Source organism: Faecalibacterium sp. 3, from assembly GCF_048323735.1.
Classification (GTDB): Bacteria; Bacillota; Clostridia; order Oscillospirales; family Ruminococcaceae; genus Faecalibacterium; species Faecalibacterium wellingii.
This window is the reverse complement of sequence record NZ_JBLWFN010000001.1, coordinates 1,107,501-1,121,892: the sequence shown is the minus strand read 5'-3', so window position 1 is coordinate 1,121,892 and position 14,392 is coordinate 1,107,501. Positions and strand designations below refer to the sequence as shown.

At 58.5% G+C, this 14,392-nt stretch carries 16 protein-coding genes (1 of these 16 running past the window's edge); 12 read left to right on the top strand and 4 right to left on the bottom strand.

Annotated features, from left to right (window positions below; translation table 11 throughout):
- The first annotated feature begins 2 nt into the window (after positions 1-2).
- The 11 genes from hisG to ACNSPV_RS05195 all read left to right on the top strand — a co-directional run bounded on the left by hisG (position 3) and on the right by ACNSPV_RS05195 (position 10,325).
- On the top strand, positions 3-1,601 hold the full coding sequence (gene hisG, locus ACNSPV_RS05245) for an ATP phosphoribosyltransferase (protein ID WP_348584321.1): 1,599 nt from the start codon (positions 3-5) through the stop codon (positions 1,599-1,601).
- The gene (gene hisD, locus ACNSPV_RS05240) at positions 1,598-2,875 is read left to right on the top strand and encodes a histidinol dehydrogenase (protein WP_339394563.1); all 1,278 of its coding nucleotides are present in this window, start codon (positions 1,598-1,600) and stop codon (positions 2,873-2,875) included. Before hisG ends, hisD begins: the two co-directional genes overlap by 4 nt.
- An 11-nt stretch (positions 2,876-2,886) precedes the next feature.
- Positions 2,887-3,948: a histidinol-phosphate transaminase gene (hisC, locus tag ACNSPV_RS05235; RefSeq protein WP_348584324.1), complete on the top strand. Its 1,062-nt coding sequence runs from the start codon at positions 2,887-2,889 to the stop codon at positions 3,946-3,948.
- Positions 3,949-3,951: 3 nt separating this feature from the next.
- Positions 3,952-4,548 carry an imidazoleglycerol-phosphate dehydratase HisB gene (gene hisB, locus ACNSPV_RS05230; protein WP_118527613.1) on the top strand — a complete coding sequence of 199 codons (597 nt, stop codon included), beginning with the start codon at positions 3,952-3,954 and terminating at the stop codon, positions 4,546-4,548.
- Positions 4,545-5,153 (top strand): imidazole glycerol phosphate synthase subunit HisH, encoded by a 609-nt coding sequence (hisH, locus tag ACNSPV_RS05225; RefSeq protein WP_348584325.1) that lies wholly within the window; start codon positions 4,545-4,547, stop codon positions 5,151-5,153. Before hisB ends, hisH begins: the two co-directional genes overlap by 4 nt.
- 146 nt (positions 5,154-5,299) lie before the next feature.
- The gene (gene hisA / locus ACNSPV_RS05220; protein WP_348584328.1) at positions 5,300-6,019 is read left to right on the top strand and encodes a 1-(5-phosphoribosyl)-5-[(5-phosphoribosylamino)methylideneamino]imidazole-4-carboxamide isomerase; all 720 of its coding nucleotides are present in this window, start codon (positions 5,300-5,302) and stop codon (positions 6,017-6,019) included.
- Between the two features lie 16 nt (positions 6,020-6,035).
- The gene (gene hisF / locus ACNSPV_RS05215) at positions 6,036-6,791 is read left to right on the top strand and encodes an imidazole glycerol phosphate synthase subunit HisF (protein WP_154260055.1); all 756 of its coding nucleotides are present in this window, start codon (positions 6,036-6,038) and stop codon (positions 6,789-6,791) included.
- A gap of 139 nt (positions 6,792-6,930) precedes the next feature.
- The gene (gene hisIE / locus ACNSPV_RS05210; RefSeq protein WP_249237790.1) at positions 6,931-7,566 is read left to right on the top strand and encodes a bifunctional phosphoribosyl-AMP cyclohydrolase/phosphoribosyl-ATP diphosphatase HisIE; all 636 of its coding nucleotides are present in this window, start codon (positions 6,931-6,933) and stop codon (positions 7,564-7,566) included.
- A 7-nt stretch (positions 7,567-7,573) separates the two neighbouring features.
- Positions 7,574-8,398: a histidinol-phosphatase HisJ family protein gene (locus ACNSPV_RS05205; protein WP_348584330.1), complete on the top strand. Its 825-nt coding sequence runs from the start codon at positions 7,574-7,576 to the stop codon at positions 8,396-8,398.
- 224 nt (positions 8,399-8,622) lie between these two features.
- Positions 8,623-9,999 (top strand): MATE family efflux transporter, encoded by a 1,377-nt coding sequence (locus ACNSPV_RS05200; protein ID WP_348584331.1) that lies wholly within the window; start codon positions 8,623-8,625, stop codon positions 9,997-9,999.
- Positions 9,909-10,325, top strand: a complete 417-nt coding sequence (locus ACNSPV_RS05195) for a hypothetical protein (protein WP_418268308.1) — start codon at positions 9,909-9,911, stop codon at positions 10,323-10,325. The genes ACNSPV_RS05200 and ACNSPV_RS05195 overlap by 91 nt, the downstream gene beginning before the upstream one ends.
- Positions 10,326-10,479: 154 nt before the next feature.
- Here the strand turns inward: ACNSPV_RS05195 and ACNSPV_RS05190 are convergent, their stop codons facing one another.
- From ACNSPV_RS05190 to ACNSPV_RS05175, 4 genes are all read right to left on the bottom strand, one after another.
- On the bottom strand, positions 10,480-11,115 hold the full coding sequence (locus tag ACNSPV_RS05190) for a phosphoribosyltransferase (RefSeq protein ID WP_348584332.1): 636 nt from the start codon (positions 11,113-11,115) through the stop codon (positions 10,480-10,482).
- Between the two features lie 233 nt (positions 11,116-11,348).
- A complete protein-coding gene (locus tag ACNSPV_RS05185) occupies positions 11,349-11,933 on the bottom strand; it encodes a twin-arginine translocation signal domain-containing protein (protein ID WP_348584333.1) in 585 nt (194 codons plus the stop codon).
- Between the two features lie 165 nt (positions 11,934-12,098).
- Complete coding sequence (locus tag ACNSPV_RS05180) at positions 12,099-12,713, bottom strand: twin-arginine translocation signal domain-containing protein (RefSeq protein WP_348584334.1); 615 nt, start codon at positions 12,711-12,713, stop codon at positions 12,099-12,101.
- 122 nt (positions 12,714-12,835) lie between these two features.
- Entirely contained in the window at positions 12,836-13,531 is a 696-nt protein-coding gene (locus ACNSPV_RS05175; protein ID WP_348584335.1) for a helix-turn-helix transcriptional regulator, read from the bottom strand.
- A gap of 340 nt (positions 13,532-13,871) precedes the next feature.
- On the opposite strand from ACNSPV_RS05175, the gene ACNSPV_RS05170 reads away from it, so the two are divergent.
- On the top strand, positions 13,872-14,392 hold the 5' portion of the coding sequence (locus ACNSPV_RS05170; protein WP_249237797.1) for a histidine phosphatase family protein. 154 nt of this gene lie beyond the right edge of the window; 521 of the gene's 675 nt are visible here — the first part of the coding sequence; the start codon lies at positions 13,872-13,874; the stop codon falls past the right edge of the window.

Sequence of the window (14,392 nt, the reverse complement as noted above, 5' to 3'; positions counted from 1 at the left end):
CGATGGAATTCAGCCTTGCAAACCTGCAGCCCAAGGAGCGCGCCTCCTTTGCGCTGCGCGCCTTGTACGAAGCGGCGGGCTGCCGCAAGTACCACATGGGCCGCTTTGAGGAGTACGGCCTGTATCAGGAGAACCGCAGCTTCCTCTCGTCCGAGCAGGTCATCACCTTTACCGATCTGGATGGCCGGCTGCTGGCCCTCAAGCCGGACGTGACTCTCTCCATTGCCAAGACGGCGCAGCCCGCCCCCGGCGAGACCCTGCGCTACTACTATCACGAGAACGTCTATCGCCCTTCCGCCGAGAGCCACACCTTTAAAGAGATCAGCCAGATGGGCCTTGAGATGCTGGGCGCGGTGGGCGAAGCACAGGTGCAGCAGGCGGTGTGTCTGGCGGCGCGGTCGCTGGATGCGCTGGGGGCTGAGTGGGTGCTGGAAGTGAGCCACATGGGTTACCTGTTCGGCCTGTTCGACGCGCTGGGCGTGCCGGATGCCGCCCGCGCAAAGCTGCTGGAAAAGCTGCGGGAGAAAAACGCCCACGAGCTGCGGGCCGCCGCCGGAGCTGCCGGTCTTGCCGATGCCGCCGCCGACATCCTGTGCAGCGTGCTGAGCCTCTGCGGCAGCTATGCCGATACCCTTGCAAAGGCCGCTGCCCTGTGCCGCAATGACGCCATGCGCGCGGCTGTGGCCGAGCTGGAAGCGCTGGCTGTGCCGCTGGAAAAGGCGGGCGGCGTCATCCGGCTGGACATGACCCTAGCCGGTGAGATGGAATACTACAACGGCCTTGTGTTTCAGGGCTATCTGAAAACCCTGCCCCGCCCCCTGCTCAAGGGCGGCCGCTACGACCTGCTGATGCAGAAGTTCACCCCCGGTGCCGGTGCCATCGGCTTTGCGGTCTATCTGGACGAGCTGGACCGCCTGAGCGCCCCGCTGCCGCCGGTGCAGAAGAACAGCACCGACAGGGTGATGCTGAATGTGGCCCTGCCCAAGGGCCGTCTGGGCGATAAGGTGTATAACCTGCTGGCGGTCATCGGCTACGGCTGCCCGGAGGACTATAACACCACCCGCAAGCTGGTGGTGGAAAACCCGGAGGCCGGCATCCGCTACTTCCTCGTCAAGCCCAGCGACGTTGCCATCTATGTGGAGCACGGTGCCGCCGATGTGGGCATCGTGGGAAAGGACATCCTCACCGAGGCTTCTGCCGATGTGTACGAGCTGCTGGACACCGGCCTTGGCAAATGCCGCATGTGCGTTGCCGCCCCGGCCGATTACAAGGACGACCCCAGCCGCCCGGTGCGGGTGGCCACCAAATTCGTCAGCATCGCAAAGAGCTACTACGCATCCATGGGGCGGGACATCGATATCATCAAGCTGAACGGCTCCATCGAGCTGGCCCCCATTCTGGGCCTTTCGGACGTCATCGTGGATATCGTGGAGACCGGCACCACCCTGCGGGAGAACGGCCTGAAGGTGGTCACCGAGTTCATGCCCATCTCGGCCCGGTTCATTGCCAACAAGGCCAGCTACCAGTTCAAGCACGCCGAAATGGACACCATGCTGGAAAAGCTGCGGGCGGAACTGCAGAACAAGGAGGAAGCAAAATGATCAAGCTGTATAACTTTGACGAGCTCAGGCCCGAAGAGATTTTGAACCGCGACATCCGCGCGGAAAAGAACGTGGAGGATGTGGTGGACGGCATCATTGCCGATGTGCGCGCCCGGGGCGATGAAGCCCTGAAGGATTATGCGCTGAAATTTGACGGTGCAAAGATCGATGCCCTGCAGGTGACGCAGGAGGAGATCGACGAGGCCTTTGCGAACATGGACCCCTACTTCCTCGAGACCCTGCGCGAAGCCGCCGCCAACATCGAGAGCTTCCACCGCCAGCAGGTGCACAAGAACTTTGTGGTGAACGACAAGCCCGGCATCGTACTGGGCCAGAAATATACCCCCATTGAAAAGGCCGGTGTCTATGTGCCCGGCGGCACGGCGGCCTATCCCTCCACCGTGCTCATGGACGTGATTCCGGCAAAGGTGGCAGGCGTGTCCGAGATCGTCATGACCACCCCCGCCGGAAAGGACGGCAGGGTGAACCCGGTCATCCTTGCCGCCGCTGCTACCGCAGGCGTGACCAAGATCTTCAAGACCGGCGGCGCACAGGCCGTGGCGGCTCTCGCCTACGGCACCCAGAGCATCCCTGCGGTGGATAAGATCGTTGGCCCCGGCAACATCTACGTTGCCACTGCCAAGCGCAAGGTGTTCGGCAAGGTGGGCATCGATATGATCGCCGGCCCCAGCGAAATTCTGGTGCTGGCCGACGGCGGCTGCAACCCTGCATGGGTGGCGGCGGATCTGCTGAGTCAGGCCGAGCACGACAAACTGGCAAGCCCGGTCCTCGTCACCGACAGCCCGGAGCTGGCCAAGGCCGTGCAGGCGGAGCTGGAGGTGCAGATCCCGCAGCTGCCCCGTGCCGCCATCGCCCGCGCCAGCGTGGACGACAACGGCAAGATCATCCTCTGCACCGACCTGCACAAGGCCATTGAGGCCTGCAACATCATTGCACCGGAACATCTGGAAGTGTGCGTGGAGGATCCCTTCGGCGTGCTGAACGAGATCAAAAACGCAGGCAGCATCTTCCTTGGCCGCAACGTGCCGGAAGCGCTGGGCGATTACTTTGCAGGCCCCAACCACACCCTGCCCACCAGCGGCACCGCCCGCTTCTCCAGCCCCTTGGGCGTAGACGACTTTGTAAAGAAGTCCAGCTTCCTCTACTACACCCGGGAAGCGCTGGGCGAGGTGGCTCCCCGCATCGCCGATTTTGCCGAGCGCGAGGGCCTGCACGCCCACGCCCGCAGCGTGACCATCCGGTATGAAAAGTGAGGATTTGAACCATGAGTAAATTCCTTTCTCCCACGCTGGCCGCTGTCACCCCCTACACCCCGGGTGAGCAGCCGCAGGATCAGCAGTACATCAAACTGAACACCAACGAAAGCCCCTATCTGCCCTCCCCGGCGGTGATCGCCGCCGTGAGCGAGCACGAGGTGGAAAAGCTGCGCCTTTACTCCGACCCCGCCTGTGCCGACCTGCTCAAGGCGGCCGCAGCCCACTTCGGTTTGCAGCCGGAGCAGATCATGCCCGGCAACGGCAGCGACGAGAACCTCTTCTTTGCGCTGCGTGCCTTCTGCGACGCAGACCACCCGCTGGCCTATGCCGACATCACCTACGGCTGCTACGGCGTGTGGTGTGGGCTGATGCACATTCCCAGCCACATCATCCCGCTGAAAGAGGATTTCACCCTTGACCCGAAGGACTACTACGGCCTGAACCAGACCATCGTCCTTGCAAACCCTAACGCCCCCACTGGCATTGCACTGCCCCGGGCGGAAATTGAGGGCATCCTGAAAGCGAACCCGAACAACGTGGTCATTGTGGACGAGGCCTATGTGGACTTTGGCGGCGAGAGCTGCGTGCCCCTCATCGACCAGTACGAGAACCTGCTGGTGGTGCAGACCTTTTCCAAGTCCCGGCAGCTGGCCGGTGCGCGTCTGGGTCTGGCCATGGGCAATGCAAAGCTCATTGCCGACCTGAACCGGGTCAAGTTCAGCCTGAACCCCTACAACATCAACCGCCTGACCCTGAAGGCCGGGCAGGCCGCGCTGGAAGACACCGCTTATTTTGACAGGACCCGCGCCGCCATCGTGGATACCCGCGCATGGACAAAACAGCAGCTGGAACAGCGGGGCTTTGCCGTGCTGGACAGCCGCTCCAACTTCCTGTTTGCAAGTACCGACCGGAAAGACGGCGAAACACTCTACAAAGAGTTGAAGAAAAACGGCATTCTGGTGCGCCACTTCGACGCGCCCCGCATCCAGAACTGGCTGCGCATCACCATTGGCACATCGGAACAGATGAAGATATTCGTGAACACACTGGATAAGATCATGGAGGAATGAACCATGCCGAACCGAATGATCTCGCTGGAACGCAACACCAATGAGACCCAGATCGACCTTACCCTTGATCTGGACGGCACCGGCCGCTACGAGGTGGACACCGGGTGCGGTTTTCTGAACCACATGCTGGAGCTGTTCGCCCGCCATGGCCGTTTTGACTTAGTGCTCACCTGCCACGGCGATGTGCAGGTGGACTACCACCACACCACCGAGGATGTGGGCATTGCACTGGGTCAGGCCTTTGCACGGGCGCTGGGCGATATGCGCGGTATCCAGCGCTACGGCAGCTTTTATCTGCCCATGGATGAAGCGCTGATCCTGTGCGCCGTCGATCTTTCGGGCCGCTGCACCCTGAACTGGGACGTCCATTGCAGCACCGAAAAGGTGGGCGATTTTGATGTGGAATGCGCCAAGGAATTCTGGCTGGGCTTTGCCCGCAGCGTGCCCGCCACGGTCCACTTTGTACAATTTGCGGGAGAAAATACCCACCACATCCTCGAGGCCTGCTTCAAGGGCGCAGGCCATGCACTGGGCGCGGCCGTGAAGATCGACGAAGCTCACAAGGACGAGATCCCTTCCACGAAAGGACTGCTGGTATGATCGCAATTATCGATTATGGCGTGGGCAACCTGTTCAGCCTGAAGTCCAGCCTGAAGCAGCTGGGGCTGGAAGCCGTTGTGACTGCGGACGCGGACACCATCCGCAAAGCCGACCGGCTGATCCTGCCGGGTGTGGGCGCTTTTGCCGACGCCATGGCAAAGCTGGAGGCAACGGGTCTTGTGCCGGTGATTCGGGCCGAAGCCGAAAGGAAGCCGCTGCTGGGCATCTGCCTTGGCATGCAGCTGCTGTTTGAAAAGAGCTACGAGTACGGTGAGCACGAAGGCCTCGGCTTTGTGAAGGGGGAAGTCTGCCCGCTGGAGCCCGACCTTACGGACAAGAGCCTGAAGGTGCCGCAGATCGGCTGGAACGCCTTGCACATTGTAAAGGACGACCCGCTGTTCAAGTACATCCGTGAGGGCGAATACGTCTATTACGTCCACAGCTACTACGGCAAGAACTGCGCCGAAAGCACGCTGGCCGTGAGCGATTATTCCATTCCCGTCACCGGTGCGGTGCGGGCAGGCAGGGTGTACGGCACCCAGTTCCACCCGGAAAAGAGCGGCGACACCGGACTGCGAATCTTGAAGGCGTTTGCGGAGCTATAACCCTCTCAGTCAACGCCTGCGGCGTTGCCAGCTCCCCCGAAGGGGGAGCTTCTAAAGAGTGAACCGTAAAATGCAAAAAGCTCTCCCTTCGGGAGAGCTGGCGAGCGAATGCGAGCCTGAGAGGTTCGTTTCTGAAGGAGATTCAAATGCAGCTATTTCCAGCCATTGACCTGCGGGGCGGCAAAGTGGTGCGTCTGACGCAGGGCGACTACGACCGCATGACCGTCTATGGTGAGGACCCCTGCGCACAGGCGCGGGAGTTCCTTGCAGCGGGGGCCAAAAATCTGCACGTCGTCGATCTGGACGGCGCAAAGGACGGCACCCTTTCCAACTACGATACCATTGCCGCGCTGGCAAAACAGGGCGGCTTATACATTGAGGTGGGCGGCGGCATCCGCACCGAGGAACGCATTGAAACATACCTCTCCCTCGGTGTGGGCCGCTGCATCCTGGGCAGCGTGGCGGTGACGGATTTTGACTTTACCGCCCGGATGCTGCAGAAATACGGCGATAAAATTGCCGTGGGTGTGGATGCAAAGGATGGCTATGTGGCCATCCATGGCTGGAAGGAGGTAAGCCGGGAGCCGGGCGTGGACTTCTGCAGGCGTCTGGCCGCCGCCGGATGCACTGCCATCATCTACACGGACATTGCCTGCGACGGTGCCATGAAGGGCACCAATCTGGGCCTGTACCGCCAGCTGGCAGAGGAAGTGCCCGGCGTAGCCTTTACGGCCAGCGGCGGCATCTCGTCCGAAGCAGAGCTTCTGGAACTGAAAAAAATGGGCACTGCCGCTGCCATTTTGGGCAAGAGCCTGTACACCGGCGCACTGGACCTTGCGCGCTGCGTGCAGCTGGTGCAGGAGTGAACGGAGGGGAAACGACATGATCACCAAACGCATTATTCCCTGTCTTGATGTGCGCAATGGCCGCGTGGTCAAGGGCACGAACTTTGAAGGCATCCGGGACGTGGCCGACCCGGTGGAAATGGCCCGCATGTACAACGCTGCCGGTGCCGACGAGCTGGTGTTCTACGATATCACCGCCAGCTTCGAGGGCCGGGCGCTGTTCACGGATATCCTGACCCGCGTCGCCAGCGAAATTTTTATCCCGCTCACGGTGGGCGGCGGCATCAATACGCTGGAAGACTTCGACCGGGTGCTCAAGTGCGGTGCGGATAAGGTCAGCGTCAACTCGGGCGCACTGAAGGACCCCGGCCTCATCCCGGCGGCGGCACAGCGCTACGGCAACCAGTGTGTGGTGCTCTCTGCCGATGTAAAGCGGGTGGACGGCCAGTTCCGGGTGTTCGCCAAGGGCGGGCGCGAGGATACCGGCCGGGATGCACTGGACTGGATCAGCTGGTGCGTGGACCACGGCGCGGGCGAGATCTGCCTGAACAGCATCGATACCGATGGCGTGCGCAGCGGCTTCGACCTTGAGATGCTGGATGCAGTTGCGGCGCGGGTGAACGTGCCCATCATTGCCAGCGGCGGCGCGGGCAAAAAGGAAGACTTTCTGGAGCTGTTCCACCACAAGGGCATCGATGCAGGTCTTGCCGCGGGCATCTTCCACCAGAAGCTGCTGACCATCCGGGATCTGAAGGAATACCTCAACGCAAACGGCGTGGAGATGCGGCTGTAACGCAGGGACATTTCTCCCCGGCGCGGGGAAAAGCCGTAACGCGAAGCTGGATTTCCGCAAAAACAACCCGCAAACTCTTGCGTTTGCGCACGGAATACGCTAAACTAGTAGTATCCCCATCCGGGGAGGGAGAACCGTTATGAATCTGAAATTTGATGAAAAGGGCCTGATTCCTGCCATCGTGCAGGACCACTACACCAAAGAGGTGCTCACCCTCGCATACATGAACGCCGAGACGCTGGCACTCACCATTGCTGAGGGCCGCACCGTGTTCTGGAGCCGCAGCCGTCAGGAGATCTGGCGCAAGGGCGAGACCAGCGGCAATGTGCAGCGGGTGGTGTCCATCACCGCCGACTGCGACGCAGATGCACTGGTGGTGGAAGTGGTCAAATCCGGCCCCGCCTGCCACACCGGCGCCGAGAGCTGCTTCTTCAACGAAGTATACGTCTCGCCGGAGCTGAAGCAGTTCAGCTGGCAGGGCCTGTATGAGCTCATCAAGGGCCGCAAGACCGATCCGCAGGAGGGCAGCTATACCACCTACCTGTTCGAGAAGGGCAAGGAGAAGATCCTGAAAAAGGTGGGCGAAGAGTGCACCGAGGTCATTATTGCGGGCGAAAAAGAGGATAAGGAAGAGACCGTTTACGAGATCAGCGATCTTGCCTACCATGTTCTGGTGCTGATGGTCAGCGCCGGCATCACGGTGGAGGATGTGACCCGTGAACTGGAAAAACGTCACGTCATTGACCACAAGGTCAAACAGGAAAGGATGCAGTGAATTATCTATGGCAGATTATAAGAAGTCCAGTGTCCATTGCCACTCCACCATGTGTGATGGCAAAAATACCTTGCAGGATATGGCAAGTGCTGCATGTGCGCAGGGCTTGACCACGCTGGGCTTTACCGGCCATAGCTACACCCAGCGCGACCGCGAATACTGCATGAGCCCCAGCCGCACCGCCCAGTACAAGGCCACCATCGCAAAGCTCAAGGCCGAATACAGGGGCAAGGTGGATATCCTGTGCGGCATCGAGTGGGATATCCTCAGCGAGGACAAGCGCACCGGCTACGATTACTGGATCGGCAGCGCACACCACCTGTACGGCAAGAACACCGGCAAGTATTATGAGATCGACTTCCGTCCGCAGGACCTGTGGGACTGCATCAACGACGACTTTGACGCAGACCCGCTTGCCGCTGTGGAAGCCTACTTTGCCGAGGTGGAAAAGGTGGCCGCCCTCAAGCCGGATATTCTGGCCCACATCGACCTGATCAAGAAGCTGAATGCCAACGGCGAGTTCTTCGACGAAGAGTCGCCCCGCTACAAGGCCGCTGCCCTCAAGGCTCTGCAGGCCGCAAAGGCGAACGACTGCCTGCTGGAAGTGAACACCGGCAGTGTCTACCGCGGCTACCGCAAGGACTTCTACCCCGGCCCGTGGCTGCTGGGCGAGTGGCAGAAGATGGGCGGCAAGGTCATCATCACCTCGGACTCTCACGACATTAACAGCCTGACCTTCGGCTTTGACGAAGCTGCCGCCGCCATCAAGGCTGCAGGCTTTACCAGTGTGCAAGTGCTCACCGGCAGCGGCTTTGAGACGCAGGAGCTGTAACGATTTAGAATTGCCTCCACTTGCGCTCTGGCAATAAATAGCGGAAAATTGGTTTATCTTTGCAAATCTGGAAAATCTGCGGATTTTCCAGATTTGTCTTTTCACGAGAAGAGCCCGTGCGGGCAGCTTCATCGGAAAAAGCAACAGCATCACACGGCAAAACAAGGGGCTGACTTTTGTGCAGTCCCTTGTTTGCGGTAAAAATAGAACTTTGGAGGAACCCTATGACCCACGCACAGCCCCAAAAGAAAAGTTTATGGAACATGAATGTGGACCTGATGCACGGCTCTATCCTGAAGAGTCTCCTGCTCTTCATGCTGCCGATTCTGGTCTCGAACCTTTTTCAACAATTGTACAACACTGTAGACACCATGATCGTGGGCAATGTGCTGGGCGACACGGCCCTTGCCGCCATTGGCTCCTGCGGCTCCATCTACGAGCTTCTGGTGGGCTTTGGCATCGGCATCGGCAACGGCCTTGCCATCGTTGCGGCGCGCTCCTACGGCGCACAGGACGAAGACCTGCTCAAGCGCACCGTGACCGGCTCCATCGTCATTGGGCTGATCGCATCGCTGGTCATCACGGCGGCGGGCTTTTTGGGGCTGCGTCCCCTGCTGCAGCTGCTGGACACCCCGGCAGAGATCCTGGAAGAAGCCTACAGCTACATCATCGTCATTGATCTTGGCGTGATCGTCATGTTCCTGTACAACCTGTGCGCCGGTCTGCTGCGCGCCATCGGCAACAGCGTGATGCCGCTGGTGTTCCTGCTCATCAGCTCGGCGCTGAACGTGGGGCTGGATCTGTGGTTCATTGCCGGCGTTGGCATGGGCGTGCGGGGCGCAGCGGTGGCAACGGTCATTGCACAGGGCATTTCGGTGGTGCTGTGCATCCTGTATGTGCTGGCAAAGGTGCGCATCCTCATCCCGGAGAAAAAGCACCTTGCCGTGGGCTCCCATCTCTATTGGGAGCTGTTCAGCCAGAGCATTTCCATGGGCCTGATGAGCAGCATCGTCTCGGCTGGCTCTGTGGTGCTGCAGTACGGCATCAACGGTCTGGGCACTCTGACCATCGCAGGCCACACCGCCGCCCGTAAGCTGTTCGCCTTTACGGATATGCCGCTGATCTCCATGGCGAATGCAGGCTCTACCTTCGTTTCCCAGAACCGCGGCGCAAACCAGCCCGACCGTGTGCGCAGGGGAATGCGGCAGATGTATCTGTATTCCGTGGCGGTGATGATCGCGGCGGTCTTCCTGATGAAGTTTGGCGCGGAATGGATGGTGCGGCTCATCTCCGGCTCCACGGAGCCCATCGTGCTGGAAAACGGTGCGCGGTACCTGCTGTGGAACGCACCGTTCTATGCGGTGCTGGGGGTGCTGCTGTGCACCCGCTACGCGCTGCAGAGCCTTGGCCAGAAGGTCCTGCCGCTGTTCTCCAGCGTGATCGAGCTGGTGGGCAAGGTGATCTTTGTGCTGGTGTTCATCCCGAAATTCCAGTACAATGCGGTCATCCTGTGCGAGCCCATCATCTGGTGCTTCATGGCGCTGTATCTGGTGCTGGTGTATCTGCACGAGCCCTTTGTGTTCCCGAAAAAGAAGAAGTAAAAACAGGGCTTTGCAGCGATAAAAGCGACTGCAAAGCCCTGTTGTGTTTTGATGAAAAGTATGCTATCATAAAACTGCCGCTTTGGCGGCAGGGCGCTGTGCCACAAACACAGGCGGCTTTTTCTCCTTACCGGCACCTGAGCGCGCCGGGTAAAGAGATTTTTCTTGAAATCTCGCTCCCCCGGACGCTTGAGGGCGGAAAGGGGGGATGCACCATGACGTTTGAACAGGTCGTATTGCTGCTCACGCTTCTCGGCGGAGCGATCTACGTTACGTTTGAAATTACATGGACTGTTTCTCACAGCGATAGACGCAAGAAAAAATGACCGCCTCCAGCTACCAACTTGAACGGTCATTTTTCTTGATCTGATTCAGTAAGGAGCGAGCCGTTTGCGGGCCAGCGCCTTTCTATTTATAGTATAATCATTTCACAAGGGACTGTCAAGGGCGCATCCGTGAGCACTTGACAGCCTTTTTACGTTACAGCGCCGAATAGCCAAAGCTGTTCACCAGCGCATCGATGTGCTGGCCGGCCTTGCACATGGGGCAGTCGCGGCTGTCGAAGCTGGCGTAGTCCGGCAGGCTGGAGGGGTCGAAGATCGAGGTGACCTCATAGCCCATGCACTCGTGGGTGGTGGCGAAGATGGCAGAAAGGCCCGCCACCATGCCGCCGTAGTAGTTCACGGCTTCCACAGCGGCCTGCACGGTGTAGCCGGTGGTGAGGGAAGCAGCCAGAATGAGCACATGCTTGCCCTTGACCATGGGGGCCAGATTGTCGCGCAGAATGATCTGACTGCCGGTAGTGTACTCCGGCGTGATGACATAGATGGTCTGGTGGGCATTCATGTTGGCAAAGCCGTCCTTGGTCAGCTCATTGGCAAGGCAGGTGCCGATGACCTGCGTGCCGTCCAGACAGAGCACGGTATCCACGATGGTGTTGTGCTGGTAGGCGGAAACCAGCTCCTTTGCCACGGCTCTGGCCTCGGAAAGACGGGACTTCTGGGTAGTGACGTCGATGTAATAGTTGATATGGCTGTGGCTGGTAGCAAAGTGGCCCTTTGCCACGCGCAGGAACAAGTTGCTTTTCTTGGTGGGAAGCTTTACCATGTTGATCATCGAAACAGCACTCCTTTTTTCAGGTTCTTCGGGTCGCCCCTCAAATGCAAAAAGCACCGCATCCCTGCGATGCTCTTTCACGTTTTTATATCCCTATTGTACCGAAAAACGGCCCTGTGCACAAGGCACAAAACAACTAAAATGTCTTGGCTGCTTTACAGCATAACTTCCAAAAACTGGGATACAAAAAGGCCCGCACCTTGTGGGTGCGGGCCTTTGATGCATCAATAAAATCAAGCTTTGAGGAACAGAGAGGTGATCTCCCAGGTTGCGTAAACATCGCTGTAGGTGTCGTCTTCTCTGCCCAGAGCGTTGTTGCGGGGGAAGTACTGGATGTAAACAGCCTTAGCACCTTCCACAGCAGGCTTTACATTCTCCGGAATGGTAACGGTTACAGTGGCATGCGCTACTTCGTTGGCTTTCAGACCTTTACCACCGTTGGACGCCACGCCAGTAGCACTGGTAACATAATGGTTGCCATCCTCAGTAACATACTTCAACTGGTAGCAGGAAGCGATAGCGCTGGTGCCTTCCGAAATAGGATAGTGGGTGAATTCCAGCTTGAGAGTGCGGGAAGCAGAATCATACGAAGCATCCTTATTCAGGACGAGGTAATCCGGTGTGCCGCCAAAGCCCAAAACGCCGCCGGACTTGCCGCCAAAGCTCAGCTTGCAGTCAGCATCTTTGGTATAGGTGCCGAAAGGACGGTTGGGGTTGGAGAAGCTGCCACATCCGGTGAACATGCTGGAACCGGCAACGGCAACGGCTGCAACAGCAGAGTACTTCATAAAATCACGGCGGGAGAATGTATAAGACATAATAATTCCTCCTTTGAATAAAAGATCATAATAAAAGCCTTGCGGCGTTACCTATAAAATAGGCGAAAACGGGGCAAAAGTCAATGCTTTTGGCAAAATAAAAGTATGAAAATTTGAGCAGCAACGTACATTCCGGACGAAATTTCGTCTCAGGAAACCGTTCTCTCAGGCGCGGGTCATGTCGGCGGCGGCCATGTTGAAGGTGATGGTCTTATCCGCCACAAAGGTGGGCATGTAGGTGATCTGCAGGTTCTGCCAGCCCTTGGGGACCATCAGCATCAGCTGCAGATAGCCGCTGCCCTGCGGGGGCAGGTTGGTGGACTCGGAGAAGGTCTGGGAGTTGGAGTTGTACAGCGAGATGTTGGCACCGCACTCCACACCCTGACCGTCGCAGGAAGCGGCAAAGTCGGTGGAAGCAGCAGCCAGTGCGTGGAAGTTGGCGTCCACGTTCTCCTGCGGGGGCACAGGGTAAGCTGCGCTGATCTCGGCCAGATTCTGTGCGCCGATGTTGAAGGTCTGGTTCTTGGTGCGGTTGACCACAGTGACCAGCACAGCGATATATTCATAACCCTCCTGTGCGGGAGCGGTATCGATGCGGAACAGGCTGGTCAGCATCACGCCAAGGCCGTTCCAGTTGCTGATCTTATCGCCGACCTTGACATCCACGATGGTGTCACCGCCACTCTGCTGGCAGCCGCCCAGCAGGCCTGCTGCACCCAGAGCAACAGCGGATGCGCCGGTGCACTTGAGGAACGTACGGCGGGAAATGGGATTCGACATAAAGAGATCCTCCTTATCGATCGGAAAAAACGTATTCCAGAATATTCTAATTTGTTTATACCCTTTCTGCCCGCAAGATGCAAGGGTTTCGGGGCTGAATTTACAGCTTTTTCACAGGAATATCACCCTTCGGGAGAAAGGCCCTTCACATGCGTCTCGCTGGTTTTGACCAGATTTAACAGGCTGGGGGTATAAAGCGGGAACTCCCGGGTCAGGCTTTCGGTGGTCATGGAAAGGCAGGCCGGGTCCTTGACGCCCTCGCCGCCGTTCACATCCTGCCCGGTCAGCAGGGCTTCCACGTTGGCCTCGGACATGCGCATCACGGCGTCGGAGCAGCCGCGCCAGCGGATGGGCTCGATGCTGAACAGGCTGGCGGCGTTGTGGGGCTCTGCCGAGTACAGCAGGCGGAACATCTTTGCCACGGCCATCATCAGGTAGGTGCTCACCTCGGTGGTCAGGGCCTTGCTGTGGCACTGGCCGATCTTGGCGTACAGCACATTCAGGCTGTTGGAGATCAGCTTTTTGTTCATGGTGGGCAGCACGCTGCCGTGGTAGATATTATCCTTCATCTTATCCGGGTTCGGGATGTCCTCTGCGGAGAGCATCATGCCGTTGCGCTCTGCACTGCGGCCCAGAAGATAATCGCAGGAGACATTATAATAATCGGCCACACGCACCACAAAATCCAGACCGCATTCGCGGATGCCTTTTTCGTAGTGGGAAAGCAAAGCCTGCGAAACGCCCAGATCCTCGGCGGCCTGCTTCTGGGTGATGCCGCGCTCCTTGCGCAGCAGCTTGATGATACGGTTGAATTCCATGATTTTTGGCTCCTCAAAGTTCGGTGGAAAGGAACATCCTTGTTTTTGGTTTACAGCAGGTTGATTATACACAACGGAAAACCTTTTGTAAAGCAAGAAAAGTGACGATATTTTCCGTTGATTTTCGTCATTTTTGTCAAAAGGCTTGCTCTGGATACCATATCTATGTTAAACTAAAGGTATTAACGCATACATTTTGTGGCGTGCGCAAAGCGGCTGCCGCCGCCAAAAGGTGAAAAATCTGGCAGACGGGATGATTTTCTGCCAGATTTTTTCTCCGCAGCGGAACCGGCAGCCTGTTTTCGCGCAGGCCGCACAGCGATAAAGAGAGGCACTACCCATGAAAACTTTCAAGCTTCACCTCATCCGCCACGGCATGACTGCCGGCAACCTGCAGGGCCTGTACATCGGCAGCGGCACGGACATCCCTCTGTGTGATGAGGGCCGCGCTCAGCTGGCGGAGCTGAAGGAGCGGTTCGAGTATCCGCAGGTGGATACCGTGTTCTCCTCTCCACTGCTGCGTGCAGTGGAGACGGCAAACATCCTGTTCCCGGATGCAAAGCACACCTTTACGGTCCACGACCTGCGGGAGGCCGGTTTTGGCAAGTTTGAGAACAAGCCTGTCAAGGAGCTGGTGCACGACGAGGACTTTAAAAAGTGGATCACGCCGGGTTCCAACTATCTGCCGGAAGGGGCAGAGCCCACCGACCAGTTCCACGCCCGCTGCGCCGAGAGCCTGATGAAGCTGTTCGAGTATATGATCCGCATGGACGTGACCGAGGCCGCCTGCGTGACCCACGGCGGCGTCATTATGAGCATGCTCAGCCAGCGCGCCGTGCCCACCCGCCACCCGGAGCAGTG

What these genes read in the sequence shown, in the direction of transcription:
- hisG (WP_348584321.1), top strand. Translation starts at nt 3, where the DNA reads ATGGAATTCAGCCTTGCAAACCTGCAGCCCAAGGAGCGCGCCTCCTTT.
- hisD (WP_339394563.1), top strand. Translation starts at nt 1,598, where the DNA reads ATGATCAAGCTGTATAACTTTGACGAGCTCAGGCCCGAAGAGATTTTG.
- hisC (WP_348584324.1), top strand. Translation starts at nt 2,887, where the DNA reads ATGAGTAAATTCCTTTCTCCCACGCTGGCCGCTGTCACCCCCTACACC.
- hisB (WP_118527613.1), top strand. Translation starts at nt 3,952, where the DNA reads ATGCCGAACCGAATGATCTCGCTGGAACGCAACACCAATGAGACCCAG.
- hisH (WP_348584325.1), top strand. Translation starts at nt 4,545, where the DNA reads ATGATCGCAATTATCGATTATGGCGTGGGCAACCTGTTCAGCCTGAAG.
- hisA (WP_348584328.1), top strand. Translation starts at nt 5,300, where the DNA reads ATGCAGCTATTTCCAGCCATTGACCTGCGGGGCGGCAAAGTGGTGCGT.
- hisF (WP_154260055.1), top strand. Translation starts at nt 6,036, where the DNA reads ATGATCACCAAACGCATTATTCCCTGTCTTGATGTGCGCAATGGCCGC.
- hisIE (WP_249237790.1), top strand. Translation starts at nt 6,931, where the DNA reads ATGAATCTGAAATTTGATGAAAAGGGCCTGATTCCTGCCATCGTGCAG.
- ACNSPV_RS05205 (WP_348584330.1), top strand. Translation starts at nt 7,574, where the DNA reads ATGGCAGATTATAAGAAGTCCAGTGTCCATTGCCACTCCACCATGTGT.
- ACNSPV_RS05200 (WP_348584331.1), top strand. Translation starts at nt 8,623, where the DNA reads ATGACCCACGCACAGCCCCAAAAGAAAAGTTTATGGAACATGAATGTG.
- ACNSPV_RS05190 (WP_348584332.1), bottom strand. Translation starts at nt 11,115, where the DNA reads ATGATCAACATGGTAAAGCTTCCCACCAAGAAAAGCAACTTGTTCCTG.
- ACNSPV_RS05185 (WP_348584333.1), bottom strand. Translation starts at nt 11,933, where the DNA reads ATGTCTTATACATTCTCCCGCCGTGATTTTATGAAGTACTCTGCTGTT.
- ACNSPV_RS05180 (WP_348584334.1), bottom strand. Translation starts at nt 12,713, where the DNA reads ATGTCGAATCCCATTTCCCGCCGTACGTTCCTCAAGTGCACCGGCGCA.
- ACNSPV_RS05175 (WP_348584335.1), bottom strand. Translation starts at nt 13,531, where the DNA reads ATGGAATTCAACCGTATCATCAAGCTGCTGCGCAAGGAGCGCGGCATC.